15 protein-coding genes are annotated in these 18,328 nt (G+C 75.1%); 3 read left to right on the forward strand and 12 right to left on the reverse strand.

Annotated features, from left to right (window positions below):
* Positions 1 to 2 precede the first annotated feature (2 nt).
* Both IE98_RS0131505 and IE98_RS43385 read right to left on the reverse strand, forming a co-directional pair.
* Complete coding sequence (locus tag IE98_RS0131505) at positions 3 to 1,496, reverse strand: TerD family protein (RefSeq protein WP_030274896.1); 1,494 nt, start codon at positions 1,494 to 1,496, stop codon at positions 3 to 5.
* 97 nt (positions 1,497 to 1,593) lie between these two features.
* Positions 1,594 to 2,286, reverse strand: coding sequence for a M48 family metallopeptidase (locus IE98_RS43385; RefSeq protein WP_052391230.1), 693 nt, complete (start codon positions 2,284 to 2,286; stop codon positions 1,594 to 1,596).
* Positions 2,287 to 2,702: 416 nt separating this feature from the next.
* On the opposite strand from IE98_RS43385, the gene IE98_RS0131515 reads away from it, so the two are divergent.
* Both IE98_RS0131515 and IE98_RS0131520 read left to right on the forward strand, forming a co-directional pair.
* Positions 2,703 to 3,836, forward strand: coding sequence for a ThiF family adenylyltransferase (locus IE98_RS0131515; RefSeq protein WP_159401132.1), 1,134 nt, complete (start codon positions 2,703 to 2,705; stop codon positions 3,834 to 3,836).
* Positions 3,837 to 4,237: 401 nt separating this feature from the next.
* On the forward strand, positions 4,238 to 5,566 hold the full coding sequence (locus tag IE98_RS0131520) for an ABC1 kinase family protein (RefSeq protein ID WP_030274901.1): 1,329 nt from the start codon (positions 4,238 to 4,240) through the stop codon (positions 5,564 to 5,566).
* Positions 5,567 to 5,723: 157 nt separating this feature from the next.
* On the opposite strand, the gene IE98_RS0131525 is transcribed toward IE98_RS0131520, so the two are convergent.
* The 4 genes from IE98_RS0131525 to IE98_RS0131540 all read right to left on the reverse strand — a co-directional run bounded on the left by IE98_RS0131525 (position 5,724) and on the right by IE98_RS0131540 (position 9,663).
* Positions 5,724 to 6,134, reverse strand: a complete 411-nt coding sequence (locus IE98_RS0131525) for a hypothetical protein (RefSeq protein WP_106976764.1) — start codon at positions 6,132 to 6,134, stop codon at positions 5,724 to 5,726.
* Entirely contained in the window at positions 6,131 to 6,487 is a 357-nt protein-coding gene (locus tag IE98_RS0131530; protein ID WP_043175586.1) for a WhiB family transcriptional regulator, read from the reverse strand. The genes IE98_RS0131525 and IE98_RS0131530 overlap by 4 nt, the downstream gene beginning before the upstream one ends.
* Positions 6,488 to 6,663: 176 nt before the next feature.
* Positions 6,664 to 7,131, reverse strand: coding sequence for a hypothetical protein (locus IE98_RS0131535; RefSeq protein WP_030274904.1), 468 nt, complete (start codon positions 7,129 to 7,131; stop codon positions 6,664 to 6,666).
* 297 nt (positions 7,132 to 7,428) lie between these two features.
* The gene (locus IE98_RS0131540) at positions 7,429 to 9,663 is read right to left on the reverse strand and encodes an ATP-dependent DNA helicase UvrD2 (protein ID WP_052391232.1); all 2,235 of its coding nucleotides are present in this window, start codon (positions 9,661 to 9,663) and stop codon (positions 7,429 to 7,431) included.
* Positions 9,664 to 9,925: 262 nt separating this feature from the next.
* Between IE98_RS0131540 and IE98_RS0131545 the strand changes: the two genes are divergently transcribed.
* Complete coding sequence (locus tag IE98_RS0131545) at positions 9,926 to 10,183, forward strand: mycoredoxin (protein WP_030274906.1); 258 nt, start codon at positions 9,926 to 9,928, stop codon at positions 10,181 to 10,183.
* Positions 10,184 to 10,353: 170 nt separating this feature from the next.
* Here IE98_RS0131545 and IE98_RS0131550 read toward each other — a convergent pair whose 3' ends face one another.
* The 6 genes from IE98_RS0131550 to IE98_RS0131575 form a co-directional block, all read right to left on the reverse strand.
* Positions 10,354 to 11,178, reverse strand: a complete 825-nt coding sequence (locus tag IE98_RS0131550; RefSeq protein ID WP_078661453.1) for a GntR family transcriptional regulator — start codon at positions 11,176 to 11,178, stop codon at positions 10,354 to 10,356.
* Positions 11,179 to 11,513: 335 nt separating this feature from the next.
* A complete protein-coding gene (gene nudC, locus IE98_RS0131555; protein ID WP_030274910.1) occupies positions 11,514 to 12,446 on the reverse strand; it encodes an NAD(+) diphosphatase in 933 nt (310 codons plus the stop codon).
* A 51-nt stretch (positions 12,447 to 12,497) separates the two neighbouring features.
* Positions 12,498 to 13,892 carry a dipeptidase gene (locus tag IE98_RS0131560; RefSeq protein ID WP_030274912.1) on the reverse strand — a complete coding sequence of 465 codons (1,395 nt, stop codon included), beginning with the start codon at positions 13,890 to 13,892 and terminating at the stop codon, positions 12,498 to 12,500.
* A 116-nt stretch (positions 13,893 to 14,008) separates the two neighbouring features.
* On the reverse strand, positions 14,009 to 16,855 hold the full coding sequence (locus tag IE98_RS0131565) for an FtsX-like permease family protein (protein ID WP_159401133.1): 2,847 nt from the start codon (positions 16,853 to 16,855) through the stop codon (positions 14,009 to 14,011).
* Positions 16,852 to 17,619 (reverse strand): ABC transporter ATP-binding protein, encoded by a 768-nt coding sequence (locus IE98_RS0131570; RefSeq protein ID WP_030274915.1) that lies wholly within the window; start codon positions 17,617 to 17,619, stop codon positions 16,852 to 16,854. Before IE98_RS0131570 ends, IE98_RS0131565 begins: the two co-directional genes overlap by 4 nt.
* Before the next feature lie 21 nt (positions 17,620 to 17,640).
* Complete coding sequence (locus tag IE98_RS0131575; RefSeq protein WP_030274917.1) at positions 17,641 to 18,240, reverse strand: PadR family transcriptional regulator; 600 nt, start codon at positions 18,238 to 18,240, stop codon at positions 17,641 to 17,643.
* Positions 18,241 to 18,328 lie beyond the last annotated feature (88 nt).

Consider the following 18,328-nt stretch of genomic DNA (forward strand, 5'->3'; position numbering starts at 1 on the left):
CCTCAGACCTCGAACGGCTGGACGACGACGAAGTTCCCCGGGGCGCCGCGGAACTGCAGGCTGTACGACTCCGCCGCGTGCCCGGCGTAGGCGGACCGGCGGATCCGCACCGGCGCGGTGGTGATCACCTGCGAGCCGCGCGACCAGGCGACCAGCGCCTGCACGTCCACGTACGTCTCCGGGGTCGGGGTGACCGGCAGGACCACCGGGGTGCCGTTGGTCTTCACGACCACGGTGCCGTGGCCGCTGAACTGCAGGGTGAAGAAGCCGCCGTTCGGCAGGCCCTCGCCCTCGATCCGGCGCACCTCGTGCTCCAGGCCGGCCTCGAAGGCCAGCACCCGGTCCGAGCCGACGCAGAAGGAGTCGCCCTCCAGCCGCACCACGTGCAGGTCGCAGGCCTCGTCGGCGAGGAACACCTGCCCCTCGCCGGTGATCCGCATCAGCTTCAGCTGCTGGCCCGTCAGGTTGCCGACCAGCGTGCGCAGCATGCCGGAGCTCTCGTGCGCGAAGTCGGCCTTGCCCTGGTAGGCGACCATGCTGCCCTGCAGGGCGAGCACGTCCTTGCCCTTGGTCAGGCAGACCCGGACGAGCTTGTCGTTCTGCTTCACCCAGTCCTGGCCGGCCGCCGCGGCGTCGGTGTACTTGGTCAGCTCCGCGTACTTGGTCAGCGAGATCCGGACGCCGGCGGCCTGCGGCGGCAGCGACGGCGCCGGTGGCACCGCCGCGGGCGGCAGGGCCCCGGGTGGCAGGGCCTCGGGCGGAACGGGCACGGCGGGCAGGGTCGCGTCGGGGTACGGCGGCGGGGCGGCGGGGGGCGCTGCGCCGGCGGGGACCGGGACGGCGAGCAGGGTCGCGTCCGGGGACTGCTGCGGTGCGGGGACGGCGGCCGGCGGGGGCGGGGCCTGCTGCGGCACCGGGGCGGCCGGGACCGCGGCGCCGGCGGGGGCCGCCCCGGCCGGTTCGTCCTCCAGGGCCTCGCCGCCGAAGTTCTCCAGCAGGGCGCGCAGCCCGCCGTCGAAGCCCTGCCCGACGGCCGCGAAGCGCCACTCGCCGCCGCGGCGGTAGACGTCCGCCAGCATCACGGCCCGCTCGGTGGAGAACTCCGCGCCGGTGAAGCTGTACCGGCCGACCTCGGTGCCGCCGGCCACGATCCGCACGTACCCGGAGGCCACCTGCGACATCTGCCCGTCGCCGTCGATGGTGGCGGTGAGGGCCAGCTTGTGGACGGCGTCCGGGACGGCGGGCAGCGCCACCGCGAAGGACTCGGAGTCGCCGCCCTGCGCGCCCAGCTGCCGGATCGACTGCTCGGGGCTGGCGGGCTGGTTGAAGAAGACGAAGTAGCGGTCGTCGCTGAGCCGCTCGTCGGCGTCCAGGCCGAAGCAGCTGATGTCGAAGGTCAGCCCCGGCGCCGCGATGTGCACGCCGAGGTAGAGCTCGGTGCTCGCGGTCAGCTCGCTGATCCGGACACGGGACGCCTTGACGAGTTCCCTGGACATGGCGCGGACCGGCCCCCTCCCGTACGGCTGCTGATCCCGGAGACCCTATCCCAGCGGCCCGCCCCGGCAGCAGCCCCGACCACAGCGTTTCTCCCTCTCAGTCGCAGCCGCCGGTGCCGGTGGTTCCGTCCGCGGCCGGTGCGTCCGCGGCGCCGTCCCCGGGCGCGCCGCCGCGGGCGCCCGGCAGGTGCGGCAGCCGGCCGGCGGCGGCCACCCCCTCCAGGTAGCCGCGGGCCCGCTCGGTGCGCGGGTAGGCGTCCAGCAGCGCCCAGAACCGGGGGCCGTGGTCGGCCACCAGCAGGTGCGCCAGTTCGTGCAGCAGCACGTAGTCGACCACGTAGCCGGGCATGCCCTGCAGCCGGTGGGAGAGCCGGATCGAGCCCTCGGCCGGGGTGCAGGACCCCCAGCGCGAGTTCTGGTTGGTGACCCAGCGGACCCGGCGCGGCACCGCCCGGCCGTCCAGGTACTCCGCCGACAGTTCGCGGGCCCTGGTCTCCAGCGCGTCGTCGCCGAGGGTGCGGCGGCTCTCCTGGCGGGCGAGGCGCTCGACCATCTGGGAGACCCAGCGCTGCTCCTCGGCCTTCGACATCCGGGCCGGGATCAGCACGATCGTGCGGTCGCCCTCGCGGTAGGCGGAGACGGTGCGGCTGCGGCGGGTGCTGCGGCGGACCTCGACGTTCGACCGGTCGACCGCGGGCGGTGCGGCAGGTGCGGCAGGAACGTCCGGCGGGGCGGCCCGGACGGGCGAGGGCGGGGCCGTGGACGCCTCCGGGCCCTGCCGCTGCTGCACGGGGGGCTCCGCCTGCTGGGTGCGCGCGTACGCGCCGCCGGCCGCGGCCCCGTACCCGGAAGCGGCCCGGGTACGCCGGCGCGGCGAGGGGGATCGGGTGTCCGGTTCGGCCGCCATGCCATCCGACGTTACCCGGCGGATCCGACGGATCGGTGCCACCGGGGCCGTGGGCCGGGTGCAGGGTCGGCGCACGCCCGGCGAACGGAGGTTGTCCACAGGGTGTACGCACGGATGGTCGTACAAGCCCACCGGACCTGTGGACAACGCGTTTCGCGGGCCGGCGCGGCCTCGGGCATCCTGCCGTCACCGCGGGGTCACCCGGGTGGGCCCGTCCGGGTCCCGCCCGCACCCGCCCCGCCGTGCCCTGCCCGCACGCCCCGCCCGCACGCCACACCGGAACGAGGACCATGCGCCCGATGCTCAAACCCGGACTCGCCCGCCTCCGGCGGGACGAGCTGACCCTCCAGTTCGGCACCGTCCGCCGGTACGCCCGGCTGGTCGAGCAGGCCGGCCCCGCCGTCGCGGCCTTCCTCGACCTCGTCGACGGCACCCGTGACACCGCCGAACTGCTCGCGGCCGGCGAACGGCTCGGCATCGGTCCCGGCCCGGGGCGGGCGCTGCTCGACTCGCTGGCCGACGGCGAGCTGCTGGACGACGCCGAGGCCCTCCGCAAGGCCCTCGACGGCTTCCCGCAGCCGCAGCGGGAGCTGCTGGGGCCGGACGCGGCAGGGCTCTCCCTCGTCCACCCGGAGCCGGGCGAGGCGGCGGAGGTGCTGGCCGCCCGCCGGCAGGCCCGGGTGGAGGTCCGGGGTGCCGGGCGGGTCGGGGCGGCACTGGCCGCCGTCCTGGCGGCGGGCGGGATCGGCGCCGTGACGGTGGCCGACGGCGGCCGGGTCGAGCCCGGGGACTGCTCCCCCGCCGGCATCGCGCCCACCGACGTCGGGCGGCTGCGCGTTACCGCGGCCCGGGAGGCGGTGCTGCGGGCCGCCGGGGCGGCCCCGGCCGAGCGGCACCGTCCCGCCCCGGTCGCGGCCGGGCCGCCCGCCCTGGTCGTCCTGGCGCCCCGGGACGGCGCCGGCGCCTGGGCCGGCCGCACGGTCGAGGCGCACGAGCTGGCCCGGGCCGGCGTGCCGCACCTGTACGTGGGCGTGCTGGAGCACCTGGGCGTGGTCGGGCCGCTGGTGGTGCCCGGGGCGTCCGCCTGCGGCAGCTGCGCCGCGCTCACCCGGGCCGACGAGGACGCGGGCTGGCCCGCGCTGCTCGCCCAGCTGGAGGGCCCCGGCGCCGGCCCGGGCGGCCGCCCTGCCTGCGACAGCGCCCTGGCCACCGCGGTCGCAGGGCTGGCGGCGCTGCACGCGCAGCTCTTCCTGGACGGCGTGCTGCCGCCGAGCGTGGACGGCTGGTGCGAGCTGTCCGCCGCGGACGGCATGGTGCGGCGGCTGAGGCTGCCCGCCCACCCCTCCTGCGGGTGCCAGTGGCCGGGCGGACGACCGCCGCTGGCCGTCCCCGGGGCGGGGGCCTGTTCGGGCGCGGGCCGGGGCGGGGCGTGACCGGGCCCGCGCCGCCCGTCGGCCGCCTGCCCGTCGGCCGCCTGCCCGGAGCGAGCCGGGTTGCGGTCGGCCGAGGCCTCCGGTCGGCCGGGCCCGGCCGGACGGGCGGGTCCCTCGTTCGGGCGGCCCGGTCTCCCGCCGGGCCCGTGGGGGCCTCCCCCGGGCGGGTGAACGCGGGAGGTCGGCCGGTCCGCCGAGGCCCCGGAGTGGGCCACGGGGGTGAATCCCGCGGGGCGCGCCGTCCCCTCCGGTTGCGCGCCCGAATGCCAGTCCGGATGATTCGCCGGATCCGGGGTGGCGAGCGGGCACAATGGCGTGGTGACCACTGCCCGGCGGCAGGCCGTGTCCGGTACTCGGTGCCGGGCCGCCCCGGCGGGCGCGATCCGACTGGGAGGCCCGGGGTGAGCGATCTTCCGCGCAAGGCCGTGACGCGGACGGCTCGGCTGGCGGCACTGCCGCTCGGCTTCGCCACCCGTGCCACGCTCGGGCTGGGCAAGCGGCTGGGCGGCCGGCCGGCCGAGGAGGTCACCGCCGAGCTCCAGCAGCGCACCGCCGAGCAGCTGTTCTCGACGCTCGGTCAGCTCAAGGGCGGCGCGATGAAGTTCGGGCAGGCGCTGTCCGTCTTCGAGTCGGCGCTGCCGGAGGACGTGGCGGGCCCGTACCGGGCCGCGCTGACGAAGCTTCAGGACTCGGCCCCGGCGATGCCCGCGGCCACCGTGCACCGGGTGATGGCGGAGCAGATCGGCGAGGACTGGCGGGACAGGTTCCGCAGCTTCGACGACCGGCCGGCCGCCGCGGCGTCCATCGGGCAGGTGCACCGTGCGGTCTGGCACGACGGGCGGGCGGTCGCGGTCAAGGTGCAGTACCCGGGTGCCGGTGACGCCCTGCTGAGCGACCTGGGCCAGCTGGCCCGGCTCGCCCGGGTGCTCGGCCCGCTGATCCCGGGGATGGACATGAAGCCGCTGATCACCGAGATGCGGGCCCGGGTCGCGGAGGAGCTGGACTACGGCCTGGAGGCGGAGGCCCAGCGGTCCCACGCGGTCGAGTTCGCCGACGACCCGGACATCGCCGTGCCGCAGGTCGTCGACCGGTCCGGGCAGGTCCTGGTCACCGAGTGGATGGACGGCACGCCGCTGGCCCGGGTGATCGCCTCGGGTTCGCGGGAGGAGCGGGACCGGGCCGGCCAGCTGCTGGCACGGTTCCTGTTCGCCGGGCCGACCCGCACCGGCCTGCTGCACGCCGACCCGCACCCGGGCAACTTCCGGCTGCTGGGCGACGGCGGACCGGTGGAGGAGTGGCGGCTCGGGGTCCTCGACTTCGGCACGGTGGACCGGCTGCCCGGCGGCCTGCCGGAGCCGATCGGCGCTTCACTGCGGCTCGCGCTGGCCGGTGAGGCGGGCGCCGTCTACGACCTGCTCCGCCAGGAGGGCTTCGTCCGGCCGACGATCACACTGGACCCGGACGCGGTGCTGGACTACCTGGTGCCGATCATCGAGCCGACCCGGGTCGAGGAGTTCACCTTCACCCGGGACTGGATGCGCGCCCAGGCGGCCCGGATCGCCGACCCGCGCTCGCCCGCCTACAACCTCGGCAAGCAGCTCAACCTGCCGCCGTCGTACCTGCTGATCCACCGGGTGACGCTGAGCACGATCGGCGTGCTCTGCCAGCTGGGTGCGACCGTGCGGCTGCACGAGGAGCTGACCGCCTGGCTGCCGGGCTTCTCCGAGTGACCCCGGCGGACGCGGCCCGGCCGCGTCCGCCTCGAACGACGGCGACGGCCGCCCCCTTCCGCAGGGGGGCGGCCGTCGTTCGTTGTGCTCTGCCTGGTCCATGGACGGGCCGCGCCGTTCCCGGGCTCGGGGGTCCCGGGGGTGGGGCGGCGGTCCGTCACATCAGGGCGGTGGCAAGCGCCCTGCGGGCGCGCAGCGAAGCGATCTCGGCCTTCCGCCGGAGGCGGACGGCCCGGGCGACGCGCGCGCCGAGGCGTTGGCGCTCCGCCTCGCGGATGCGTTCGTGCATATGGGCGCGGGCCAGGGATTCCTGGAGGAGATGCATGTCGAAGTTCCTGTTCCGGATCTGGAGTTCGGCGTTCTGCTCGAAGTCGGCGGTGTGGTCGGCGACGGGGGTCATGTGGTGGTCCTGCTCGTGGTGCGTGCTCGGGAAGGGGCGATGGGCTCGGGCATCGGCCTCGGCGGCGGCGATGCGTACGGAGCGGCGCAGGGTGTCGTCCTGCGGGGGCTGCTCTCCCCGTCGGACTCCTGCGGTTCCGTGACCGGAGGACGTGTGGGCGGTGATCACGCCATGACCTCGGTCTTGCGCGGACGGCCCCGCGGCCGCTTGCGGGCCACGACCACGCCCTGCACGAAGAGCTCGCCGCCCCAGACGCCCCACGGCTCGCGCCGCTCCAGCGCACCGGCGAGGCAGGACTCCTTCACCGGGCAGGTGCCGCAGAGGGACTTGGCGTACTCGACGTCCGCCGGCGTCTCGGCGAAGAACACCTCCGGGTCGAAGGCGCGGCACGGGATGGTGCGGCCGAGGGCGTCGGCCTCGTCGAGCGAGGAGAGCTGCTGCATCAGGGAAACCTCCGGGGGGTCGGCCTGGTCGGCCTTGGTGAACTTGTCTGTCGGTACGGACGGGAGGGGCGGTGTGATGACCGTGGACACTTCTTCCTCGTCTTTTCTCAGTGGTTCCGGTCCAGCCGGCTGGTGGGGCCGGACCGGAGGTCCCGGAGGACCTGGGTTCGTCTTGACGTACCGGACAAAACAGAAGGGCCGCGGATCCCGGTGGTGACGGGTTCCGCGGCCCTGGAGACCGACCTGAGGTTGACTCAGGTTCGTTCGCTCCAGGGTGCTGGGCCGCGGAAGGCCCTCATCCGGATGGCCTCGGCGCCCTTGTGGGCGGCCTGGGCCTGGTTGATCAGCTGCTCGTCCTGCTTGGCTGCTCCGGCACCGGAGACGCGCACATAGCCGCCGTGCTCGGCCGCCACTGCCACTGCCTTCGGTGCCTGGGTCGGTCGCTCGTCGCGCAGCCCGAGGCCGCCGCCGATGATCGCCCAGTCACGGGACAGACCCGTCTCGAAGGAATCGGCGCCGCCGAGGCCAGTGAAGCCGGAGCCACTGACAACGGAGACATCGGTGCCCTGGAGACCCAGCCCGCTTTCGGCCAGCACGACCACGCCGCGCAGACGCGAAACGGCGGTCGAGGTGCCACGGGTGCCGAACATCGAGGGAGCGCACGCGGGCATGGCGAAAACGGTCTGGCCAGTCAGTTTGGTGATCTTCTTCGTGGTTTCCACTGTCTTCGCCTCCTCTCGGCGTCTCGCGGTGCCCAGTCCCCCGGGCCCCGGTGTTCGGATGTCTGTCGGTCCTGCTGGTGGAGCTCTTGTTGCTGTGTGGAGCTGTGCGGTGCTGCGTGGAGCTGTGGTGGCCGGTGGGTCCTCGCGGACCCCGGCCGTGCTCGAACGGCACGCGGAAGGTGGCCTTCCACGGCCTTGCGATCTCGTCCCCTTGACCGCTCCGGCAGGCTATTGCGCGCGGCGTACGGGGCGCAAACTATTTTTCCGGCGAGTTCCGGAGTGATCTCCACGAGCGGCTCAGGCCGGCTCGGTCGGCTCCCCCACGAGCCCGTCCGCGGCCTCATCGGCGACCACGTCCACGAGCTCTTCCCCCGCGCACAACGAGAGCACAGCGGCGCCGTACTTGTCCAGTTTCATCGCGCCGACCCCGGAGATCCGGGACAGTTCGCGCTCGTCCGCCGGGACGTCCTCGGCGATCGCCATCAGCGTGGCGTCGGTGAACACCACGTACGCGGGCGCGCCCTGCTTCTTCGCCTGGGCCGCGCGCCAGGTGCGCAGCCGCTCGTACAGCGCCTCGTCCATCGAGGAGGGGCAGCCCTCGCAGCGGCGGAGCTTGCGCTCGACCGCCTCGGTGAGGGTGCGGCCGCAGACCCGGCAGGTGACCGGTCCGCGCGGGGCGCGGCGGGAGGCCGGCCGGGCCTCGCCGTGCTCGACGCCGCCGCGCCCGCCGCGGGAGCCGCCCCGGGCGGTGCCGGAGCCGGGCCGCAGGCCGTCCAGGAAGCGGGTGGGGCGGCGGCTCGCCCGGCCGCCCGGGGAGCGCGAGAGCGCCCAGGAGAGCGACAGGTGCTGCCGTGCGCGGGTCACGCCGACGTACAGCAGCCGGCGCTCCTCCTCGACCTGCTCGTCGGTCTTGGCGTAGATGATCGGCAGGGTGCCCTCGCTGAGGCCGACGAGGAAGACGGCGTCCCACTCCAGGCCCTTGGCGGCGTGCAGCGAGGCCAGCGTGACGCCCTCGACGGCGGGGGCGTGCTGGGCCGCGGCCCGGGCGTCGAGCTCGGCGACGTAGGCGGCGAGGTCGGTGCTCTCCCCCGCCCGCCGGCGGCCGGCCTCGAACTCCTCCGCGAGCCGGACGAGCGCGGCCAGCGACTCCCAGCGCTCGCGGACGGCGCCGGAGCCGGCCGGCGGGGTGGCGGTGAAGCCGCGGGTCGCGAGCACCGCGCGGACCTGGCCGGCCAGGTCGGGCTCGTCGGCGGTCAGCGGGTCGGAGGCGGCCCGGGCGGCGCCCTTGAGCAGCACACCGGCCTCGCGGACCTCGGGCCGCTCGAAGAAGCGCTCTGCGCCCTTCAGCTGGTACGGCAGGCCGAGGTCGGAGAGGGCCTGCTCGTAGACCTCGGACTGGCCGTTGGTGCGGAACAGCACGGCGATCTCGCTCGCCCGCACGCCGCCGTCCAGCAGCTTGCGGATGCGGTGCGCGGTCGACTCCGCCTCGGTCGGCTCGTCCGGGTACTCGGTGTACTCGGGCTCGGGCCCGGCCTCGCGCTGCGAGACCAGCTCCAGCCGGTGCTGGGCGGCCTGGCCGCGGGCCTGCGCGAGCAGCCCGTTGGCCAGGTGGACCACCTGCGGGCTGGAGCGGTAGTCGCGCACCAGCTTCACCACGGTGGCGTCCGGGTGCCGGGTGCGGAAGTGCAGCAGGTACTCGGGGGTCGCGCCGGTGAAGGAGTAGATGGTCTGGCTGGCGTCGCCGACCACGCAGAGGCTGGCGCCGCCGGCCGTCCACTGGTCCAGCAGCCGCTGCTGGAGCGGGGAGACGTCCTGGTACTCGTCCACGGTGAAGTGCCGGTACTGGGCGCGGACCCGCTCGGCGATCTCCGGGCGGTCCTCCAGGATCGCGGCCGTCAGCAGCAGCACGTCCTCGAAGTCGATCACCCCGCGGTCGCGCTTGGTCTGCTCGTAGGTCGCGTAGACCCGGGCGATCTCGGCCGGGTCGCGCGGGGCCTCGCGGCCGGTCTTGGCGACGGCGGCCGGGTAGTCGTCCGGCACGATCTGGGTGACCTTGCACCACTCGATCTCGCCGGTGAGGTCGCGCAGCTCGGTGCGCTGCACCCGCAGGCCCGTCCGGGCGGCGGCCTCGGCGACCAGCTGGACCTTGCGCTCCAGCAGCCGCGGCACCTCGCCGCCGACCGCCCGCGGCCAGAAGTACTGGAGCTGGCGGAGCGCCGCCGAGTGGAAGGTGCGGGCCTGCACGCCGTCGGCGCCGAGCTGGCGGAGCCGGCCGCGCATCTCGCCCGCGGCGCGGGCGGTGAAGGTGACGGCGAGAACCTGCTGGGGCTGGTAGACGCCGCTGCGCACCCCGTAGGCGATCCGGTGGGTGATCGCCCGGGTCTTGCCGGTGCCGGCGCCGGCGAGCACGCAGACGGGCCCGGTGAGGGCGGTGGCGACGGCGCGCTGCTCGGGGTCGAGCCCGGCGAGGACCGCGTCGGCACCGGCGGGGGCGGTGCCGTAGGAGTCGTACGGGTCGTACGGGCCGGACATGCCCGAGAGCTCTTCCTGCATGGCTACCATCCTCTCAGCCCGGCGGGCGGTGCGGACCTGGCCGCACATCCTGGCAGCCGGCGGTGACAGCGGCCGGGTTCTCCACAGGCGGCCGCCCCGCGGCCGGCGGCTGCGGTACGACGATCGGCCCGCAGCCCGGCGTGCGGACTTCCACACGGGCCGGGCGCGCACGGAATGACCGGTGCACGCCGCGCGTTGGGACCCCTGACCGTACGCCCACTCTCCGAAGGAGCACGCCGCCATGTCCGGCACCGTCACGATGTACAGCACGACCTGGTGCGGGTACTGCAACCGCCTCAAGAGCCAGCTGGAGCGCGAGGGCATTTCCTACACCGAGATCAACATCGAGCTGGACCCGGCCTCGGCGAGCTTCGTGGAGTCGGTGAACAACGGCAACCAGACCGTGCCGACCGTGCTGGTGGAGCCGAAGAGCGGCGGCGAGCAGGTCGTCATGACCAACCCGAGCCTGCGCCAGGTCCAGGCGGCGCTGGCCGGCTGACGGCGCACCGGACGGCACGGACGCGCCCGCACGGACGCACCGGCCGCACGCACTGCCCGCGCACACCGGCCCGGCCCCGGCGGAGACCCTCCGCCGGGGCCGGGCCGCGTTCCGGGCCCGCACGGCGGGGAACGCGGGGCCGGCGGGTGGCCGTGCCCCGGGCGCGCCGGTCAGGAGACGCCGGCCGCCGCCCGGGCGGGTGCGTCGGAGCCGGCCCGTGCCGTTCCGAGGCCGTAGAGCAGCCGGCAGCGGTCGGCCGCATAGCGCGTCTCGACCACCCTGACGGGGCCGCGGGCGTCGCAGGTGACCCGGGTCTGCACCAGCAGCGGCACCCCGGGGCCGACCTCGAACCAGGCGGCCTCCTCCGGCCCCGGCATCCGGGCCACCAGCCGGTCGGCCGCCGCGGACTCGCAGCGCCCGATCGCGGCGAGCACCGTCTCGTCGCCGCCGGGCACCGGCTCCGGCTCCATCAGCGGCGTCCCGGCGGCCAGGCCCGCGCGGTAGTGGCTCTCCTCGATCGAGTACGGCTCGCGGTCGGTGAGCCGCAGCTGCCGGCGGACGACCACGGCCTCCCCGGGCAGCATGCCGAGCAGTTCGGCGATGTCGGCCCGGGCGCGCACCACGAGCATCTCGAAGTCGCAGGTGAGCCGGCGGCCGGCGGCCCGGGCCTCCTCGGCGTAGACCTCGGAGGGGGCGGACAGGCAGTCCTCGGGGCCGTCGGCCTGCCGCGGCGGCCCGAAGGCCCGGTGGTCCAGCATCGGCTGCTGCTTCAGGTAGGTGCCCTTGCCCTGGAGACGGACCAGCCGCCCCTCGTTGACCAGGACGTCGACCGCGAGGCGCACCGTGTTGCGGGCGACGCCGTAGTGGTGCTCCAGCTCGGTCTCGACGGGCAGCTGCGCCCCGCCCTGCCATTCGCCGGACTCGATCCGGCGGCGCAGGTCGGCGGCGAGGCGCTGGTACTTGGGGGCGGGCACTCCGGCTCGGGGGATCGTCACACCGGTGAATGTAGTCAGCCGGGTTCCTGCATTTCAGGGAAACGGGCCAAGAACGCCGTCCGGAGGTTTCGACCGGGCGCGAACCGCGCACACGGGCGCACTCCACCGCAGGTGAGCGCCGGTCCGAACGGCTTCGGTCGGACTCCGCACGGATATTGGCACCCGAACGGAAGTCGGCCGAAAGGAAGACGAAAGGCGGGCCCGGGACCGGCGAGAACCGGGCGGCGGTGGCGGACGGAGAAGGGATTTCGAAGCAGAAAGGGGCGCGCGAACAATGTCCGCACGCCCCTTTCCGGGCAGTGACCCCGGGGTACGTCGCCCCCGGCCGGTCGTCCCTACCAGCGGGCCGCCGTCGGCAGCGGCTCGCCGTACCAGAGCTCGACCAGGTGCCGGGCGATCGAGATCCCGGACGGCGGCAGGATCTCGCCCGCCGCCATGCCCGCCGCCAGCTCCTCGCGGGAGAACCAGCGGGCCTCGGCCAGCTCCTCGCCGTCCACGGTGATCGCGGTGCCGGCCGGGTCGGCCCGGCCGACGAAGCCCAGCATCAGGCTGGACGGGAACGGCCAGGGCTGGCTCGCCACGTACTCGACGTCGGAGACCCGCACGCCGGCCTCCTCGAGGACCTCGCGGGCGACCGCCTGCTCGATCGACTCGCCGGGCTCGACGAAGCCGGCGAGGGTGGACCAGCGGCCCTCCGGCCAGATCGCCTGACGCCCCAGCAGGCAGCGGTCCTGCTCGTCGGTGATCAGCATGATCACCGCCGGGTCGGTGCGCGGGTAGTGCTCGGCGGCGCAGGAGGTGCACCGGCGCACGTGTCCGGCGCCGGCCTTCTCGGTGCGGTGGCCGCAGCGCGAGCAGAAGCTGTGCAGCCGGTGCCAGTGCTCCAGCGCCACCGCGTGCACCAGCAGTCCGGCGTCCCGGTCCGACAGCGAGGCGCCGACCTCGCGCAGTCCGGCCGGGCGGGCGTCGCCGTCCAGCCGGCCCGGCAGGCTCTCGCCCGCCAGCGCGAAGTACGAGACGCCGTCGTCGTCGGTGCCGAGGTAGAAGCGGTCCCCGGCGTCCGGCGCCTCGAAGGAGGGGAGCAGGACGAGCTCGGTGCCCCTCTCGGTGTCGACCACGAAGGCCTCGCCGCCGGCGATCGGCAGCACCTTGGTGGTCGGGTGGCTCCAGGCCGCGGCCAGCCACGGCTCGTCGAACCGGTGGTGCGCGGCACGGTCCACCCCGGCGCGGGCCAGGGCGAGGTGCCTGGTGTCAGACGCGCTGCTCAACTCGGTCCATCCCCGTTCGAAGTCGCATCTTCCGAATCGTCGTCACCCGGCTCACGGCCGAATGCCGGCCAGCTCGCCCCACAGGTACGCCGAGGTCTCGACGCCCTTGCGGAGCAGGTCCAGCTCCACCTTCTCGTTGACGGAGTGCCAGCCGTCCGAGGGCACCGAGATGCCCAGGAACAGCACCGGCGCCCCGAGCACGTCCTGCAGGTCCGCGGCCGGGCCGGAGCCGCCCTCCCGGGTGAAGAGCACCTTCTGCTCGAAGGCCCGGCCCATCGCCCGGACGACCGCCTGCAGCGCCGGGTGGTCCAGCGGCGTCAGGCAGGGGCGGGTCGCTCCGGGGAAGGCGATCTCGTAGCGGATGCCGTCCGGCACCTGCCCGATCACCCAGGCGCGAACGGCCTCCCGGACCTTCTCCACCTCCTGTCCGGCGACCAGCCGGAAGGAGAGCTTGAGGTGCGCCTCGGACGGCACGATCGTCTTGCCGCCGGGCCCGGTGTAGCCGCCCCACACACCGTTGACCTCGGCCGTCGGGCGGGCCCAGATCCGCTCCAGGGTCGAGTACCCGGCCTCGCCCTGGGTCCCGTACGACTTGGCGACCCGCAGCCACTGCGCCTCGTCGAAGGGCAGCTCGGCGAAGAGCTCGCGCTCACGGTCGGTCAGCTCGACCACGCCGTCGTAGAAGCCGGGGACGGCGACCCGGCGGTCGGCGTCGTGCAGGGCGGCCGCCAGCGAGGCGGCCACCTCGGCCGGGTTCGGCACGGCGCCGCCGAAGGAGCCGGAGTGGATGTCGGTGTCCGGGCCGAAGAGGTCGATCTGGCAGTCGGCCAGGCCGCGCATGCCGGTGCAGACGGTCGGCTGGGTCTCGGACCACATGCCGGTGTCCGAGATGACCACCACGTCGGCGGCGAGCCGCTCGGCCTCGCGGCGCACCAGGGCGGCGAAGTTCGGCGAGCCGGACTCCTCCTCGCCCTCGACCAGCAGCTTGAGGTTGACCGCGGGCGTGGTGCGGCCGGTGGCGGCGAGGTGGGCGCGCACCCCGAGGGTGTGGAAGAAGACCTGGCCCTTGTCGTCGGCCGCGCCGCGGGCGAACAGCTGCCGGCCGACCGTGGTCGGGGTGAACGGCTCGGTCGCCCAGCCGTCCTCCTTCGCGGCGGGCTGCACGTCGTGGTGGCCGTAGACCAGCACGGTCGGCGCGGACGCGTCCCCGGAGGGCCACTCGGCGAACACCGCCGGCAGCCCGTCGGTCTCCCAGACCTCGGCCACCGGGAAGCCGGTACCGCGCAGCGCGTCGGCCAGCCACTCGGCCGAGCGCCGGACGTCGGAGGCCCGCTCCGGGTCGGCGGAGACGGAGGGGATGCTCAGCCAGTCGGAGAGTTCCCGCAGGAAGGCGGGCTCGTGCTCGTCGATGTAGGAGCGGACGACGCTGTCCGGGGTTTTCGTCATACGGACGACTTTAGTTCGCCCGGACGGGTGTGTGCCCCGCCCACCGCAGCAGCCGCCCGTAACCTCGGTCACCTCCCGCGCCGGAAGGGGCGGGAGGTGACCGGGGCGGGGGCGGGTCAGGCGGTGCGGCGGCCGAGCACCAGCCGGGACCGGGTGAACACCATCGCCAGCACCACGGCCAGCAGCGGCAGGCCGACCAGGGTGACCGCGAGGTCCGCCCACGGGAAGGCGATCACGGCGTGGGCCGGCTTGGTCATCCCGTACTGCGAGTCGTAGACCGCGGACGCCTCCATCTTGCGCAGGGCCACCGCCGGGATCACGCCGCAGATCGTGCCGAGCACCGTGCCCATCGCGGCGATCACCCCGCACTGGAAGCCGGACAGCCGGCGCCGGATGCCTCCGGTGGCGCCGACCGCGGCCAGGGTGGCCAGGTCGCGCTGGGAGTCCGCGGCTGCGAGTCCGGTCGCGATGCCGGCGGCACCGAGGGCGACCACGCCGGCGAAGCCGGTCAGGGCGAGCCCGGTGAGGGTCTGCTGCGAGCGGTAGCCGCGTTCCACCGTGACGGCGACGGCGTCGTCCAGCTTGGCCACCGCGGCGGACGCCTTCTGCTCCGCGCCGTCGGAGGGCACCGCGGCCGGTCGCCAGACGCTGCCGGCCGGACGGGTGCTCAGACCGAGCCGCTTGGCGGTCTCCGGGCTGACCAGCGCCTGGGCGGCCGGAGTCTCCGGCTTGCTGTAGACGGCGTCGACGGTGACGTGGTGCATGACCGGCTTGCCGGTCGGCATGGGGTTGAGGACGTCCTCCTTGGTCTCCGTCGGCTCCTCGGTCAGGTCGAGGGTGATCTTCCCGTCCTTGATCAGCTTCCGGTCGAAGACCACCGCCTTGCCCTCGGCGAGCGCCTGCTCGGCGGCCGTGTCCCGCACACCGAACATGTTGTGCAGCACGGTCGCGTCGCCGGCCGGGACGTAGCCGGCCATGCTGCCGTAGGTCGGGTCGCCGGCGCAGCGCGGGTCCTCGCGGAGGATCCGTTCGACCTGGTCGGTCGACATGCTCACGCCTTCGGCGTCCGGGTCCCGGACCGGGCAGCGCAGCTCCTTGGGGACGGCCACCTCGACCCAGCCGCAGGACCGCTCCTGGCAGTTGCTGCCGTACTGGGTGGTCAGCGGGTCGGCGCGCGGGCCGATGTCGGGGACGGACCGCTCGACGGCGGACCGCAGGGCGGTCAGGTCGACCGTCTTGCCCGGGCCCTGGTCGGCCATCAGCCGGACGGAGCCGGCGGGCAGTTCGGCCCGGTACTGCTGCCGCTGCTCCAGGTCGGAGCTGGCGGTGTAGATGCCGACCGCGACGGAGCCGGCGACCGCGGCCATCACGGCGGCGACGGCGGGGGCGGTGCGGCCGCGGTGGCGGACGGCGTCGCGCAGCGCGAGGCGGGGGCTGAGCGGCAGGTGGCGGCCGAGCCGGCCGAACATGCCGACCAGCATCGGGGTGCAGGCGATCATGCCGAGTTCGGCGAGCGCCGATCCGCCGAGGGTGCCGAGGGTGCGGCCCGCGGGGCCGGTGAAGGTGCCGAGCAGGGCGAGCGCGGCACCGATGCCGACCACGACCAGGCCGACGACGGCGAGCTTGCGGCTCGGGGGCCGGACCGAGCCGCGGCCGGTGAGCGCCTCGACGACGTCCGTCCGGGCGGCCTGGTAGGCCGGGACGACCGCGGCGAGCAGGCCGGTGACGAGGCCGATCAGGGCGATGCAGAGCAGGTCCAGCGGCTGCAGGTCGAGGTGGCCGAAGCGCTGTCCGGCGGCCTCCTCGGCCCACGGGCGGAGCACCGCGACGGTGGCGATTGCGAGGACGACGCCGACCACGGCGCCGGCCAGGCCGAGCACCAGGCCCCCGCCGAGCACCACGGCCCGGACGTGCGAGCGGTCTCCGCCGCCGGCGGCGAGCAGGCCGAGCTGGCGGCGCGAGCGGCGGGCGCCGACCGCGAAGGCGGGGCCGGCGAGCAGCACGATCTCCAGCAGCGCCATGCCGACGACGGTGCCGACGACGACCAGGCCGACGGTGTCGGCGCCCCCGAAGCCGTGCTGGTCCATCTGGACGTAGTAGGGCACCTGCGCGCGGGGCGGCGGGTCCGTGAGCACGGTGCGGGAGGTCAGCCCGAGGCCGTACTTGTTGAGTTCCAGCACCTTCGGCCAGTCGAGGACGGCGCCGTGCGGCAGCCGGACGAGCCAGCGGTCGCCGCCGAAGCGGTCGCTCCGGTCCGCGCCGCGGTTGGCGGCGTGCAGCGGGGCGACGAGTTCGCCGGGGCGGCCGATCAGGGTGACGGCCCCCAGTTCGCCGGGGAACTCGGCGACGGCGGTGATGTGGAAGGGCGTGCCGTCCAGGCCGTGCAGCACGGTGCGGTCGCCGAGGTGCAGCCCCGACTTGTCGAGGAAGGCCCGGGTGGCGGCGATCTCGTGCGCGCCGCCCGGGGCCCGGCCCTCGACGACGTTCAGCCGGCCGCGCCAGATCGGGTCGTTGAGGTCGGCCTCGGTGGTCTCGACGCCGAGGCGGCCCTCCTTGCTGGTGGCGGAGGCGCTCTCGCCCTGCGGGAAGGGGACGAGCACGGTGCCCGGCGGCAGCAGTTCCGCGGCGAGCACCGCGGGATCGGTCTTCGCGCTGCGGACCTGCTCGGCGGTGGGCTTCTTGCCCTCCTCCACCGGGGCGCCCCAGCCGCCGTCCTCGGCGTTCGGCGGCTGGAGGACGATCGTGCCGCGGCCGAAGGAGTGGAGCAGGCCGTCGGCCGTGCCCATCACGCGGACGGCCTGCTCGGCGGGCTCCAGCTCGCCGCTGCGGTACATCACGTCCGCGCCGGCCACGCCGAGCACCGGCAGGGCGATCATGGCGAGGACGAGGGCGCTGCGGCCCTTGGCCCGCGTGGCGTCGCGGCGGGCTATGCGCATGGCGGCCCGCCAGGAACGGAGGCTCACTCGCCGGGCCCCTTCACGCTGTTGGTGGCGGCGGCGACCAGCAGGCTCGCCGCGTCGCGGCTGACGCTCTGGTCGACCAGGCGGCCGTCGCGCAGGAAGACCACGCGGTCCGCCCAGGCGGCGTGCCGGGCCTCGTGGGTGACCATCATGGCGGCGGCGCCGGCGTCGCAGCGGGCGCGCAGCACGGCGAGGACGGCCTCGCCGGTGGTGGAGTCGAGGGCGCCGGTGGGTTCGTCGGCGAGGACGAGGCGGCGGTCGCCGATCAGGGCGCGGGCGATGGCGACGCGCTGCTGCTGGCCGCCGGACATGTCGTCGGGGAAGCGGTCGGCGAGCTCGGGGATGCCGAGCTCCTCCAGGGCGGCGAGCGCCTCGCGGCGGGCCGCCCGGCCGGAGACGCCGTCGAGCTCGCGCGGGAGGGCGATGTTCTCGGCGGCGGTGAGCCCCGGGATCAGGTTGTAGTCCTGGAAGACGTACCCGACCGAACGGCGCCGGACCCGGGCCTGCTCCTTGCGGGAGAGCTCGCCGAGCACGGCGCCCTCGACCAGCACCCGGCCGGAGGTGGGGCTGTCGAGCCCGCCGGCCAGGGTCAGCAGCGTGGACTTGCCGGAGCCGGACGGGCCCATCACGGCGACCAGCTCGCCGGGGTGGACGACCAGTTCGACGCCGCGCAGCGCGTGCACCTCGGCGGCGCCGTGGCCGTGCACGCGGCCGACCTGGTCGAGGTGCAGCACGGGCGGCCGCGGTTCGGTGTGGGTGGTGCTCATGCTTCCCCCTGCGGTGGTGGGTCAGATGCGGGACCGGCGCGGCCGGCCCGTGGTGGTGGCGGGCGGCGCGGGTGCGGGCGCCGCGACGGATCGGGCGGCGTGCTGGGCGAGACGGGTCTCGCAGTGGTCCAGCCAGCGGATCTCCGCCTCGGTCTGGAAGATCAGCTGCTCCAGGACGAGCAGCCAGGCGAGGTCGCTCTGCTGCTCGCCGGCGGTGAGCGCCTGCGCCTTGAGCCGGGTGTAGTCCTGCAGCGCCTTCATGCTGTGCCGGCGCTGGGACTGCACCACGGCCTGGACGTCGACACCGGGAACGCCGACGGCCATCGCCAGCTTGATCGCGAGCTCGTCGCGGGGCGGATTGGTCCGGGGCACCGGGGTGTCGAACCACTGGCGCAGTTCCGTGCGTCCTGCCTCGGTGACGGCGTAGAAGAGGTGGCCCTCGTCGTCCTCTCCGGCGGGCTCCACGAGCCCGTCGCGCTCCAGGCGCCCCAGCGTCGTGTAGACCTGGCCGACGTTCAGCGGCCAGGTGGCACCGGTGCGGGCCTCGAACTCGGAGCGCAGCTGGTAGCCGTACCGGGGGCCCTGGTCGAGGAGGGCGAGGAGACCATGACGGATCGACATACCGAGTATGTATACCCGGTATGCCCCGGGGCCTCAAGCCCCGCGTCCCCGGACCGGGCGGTCCGGGGCCGGACAGCGGGTACGGTCG

Origin of the sequence: Streptomyces sp. NRRL B-24484 (assembly GCF_000717715.1) — a bacterium.
Taxonomy (GTDB): domain Bacteria; phylum Actinomycetota; class Actinomycetes; order Streptomycetales; family Streptomycetaceae; genus Kitasatospora.

Excerpts from the sequence above, each read along its gene's own strand:
- IE98_RS0131515 (WP_159401132.1), top strand. The coding sequence starts at position 2,703 with ATGCTCAAACCCGGACTCGCCCGCCTCCGGCGGGACGAGCTGACCCTC.
- IE98_RS0131570 (WP_030274915.1), bottom strand. The coding sequence starts at position 17,619 with ATGAGCACCACCCACACCGAACCGCGGCCGCCCGTGCTGCACCTCGAC.
- IE98_RS0131575 (WP_030274917.1), bottom strand. The coding sequence starts at position 18,240 with ATGTCGATCCGTCATGGTCTCCTCGCCCTCCTCGACCAGGGCCCCCGG.
- IE98_RS0131560 (WP_030274912.1), bottom strand. The coding sequence starts at position 13,892 with ATGACGAAAACCCCGGACAGCGTCGTCCGCTCCTACATCGACGAGCAC.
- IE98_RS0131545 (WP_030274906.1), top strand. The coding sequence starts at position 9,926 with ATGTCCGGCACCGTCACGATGTACAGCACGACCTGGTGCGGGTACTGC.
- IE98_RS0131505 (WP_030274896.1), bottom strand. The coding sequence starts at position 1,496 with ATGTCCAGGGAACTCGTCAAGGCGTCCCGTGTCCGGATCAGCGAGCTG.
- IE98_RS0131540 (WP_052391232.1), bottom strand. The coding sequence starts at position 9,663 with ATGTCCGGCCCGTACGACCCGTACGACTCCTACGGCACCGCCCCCGCC.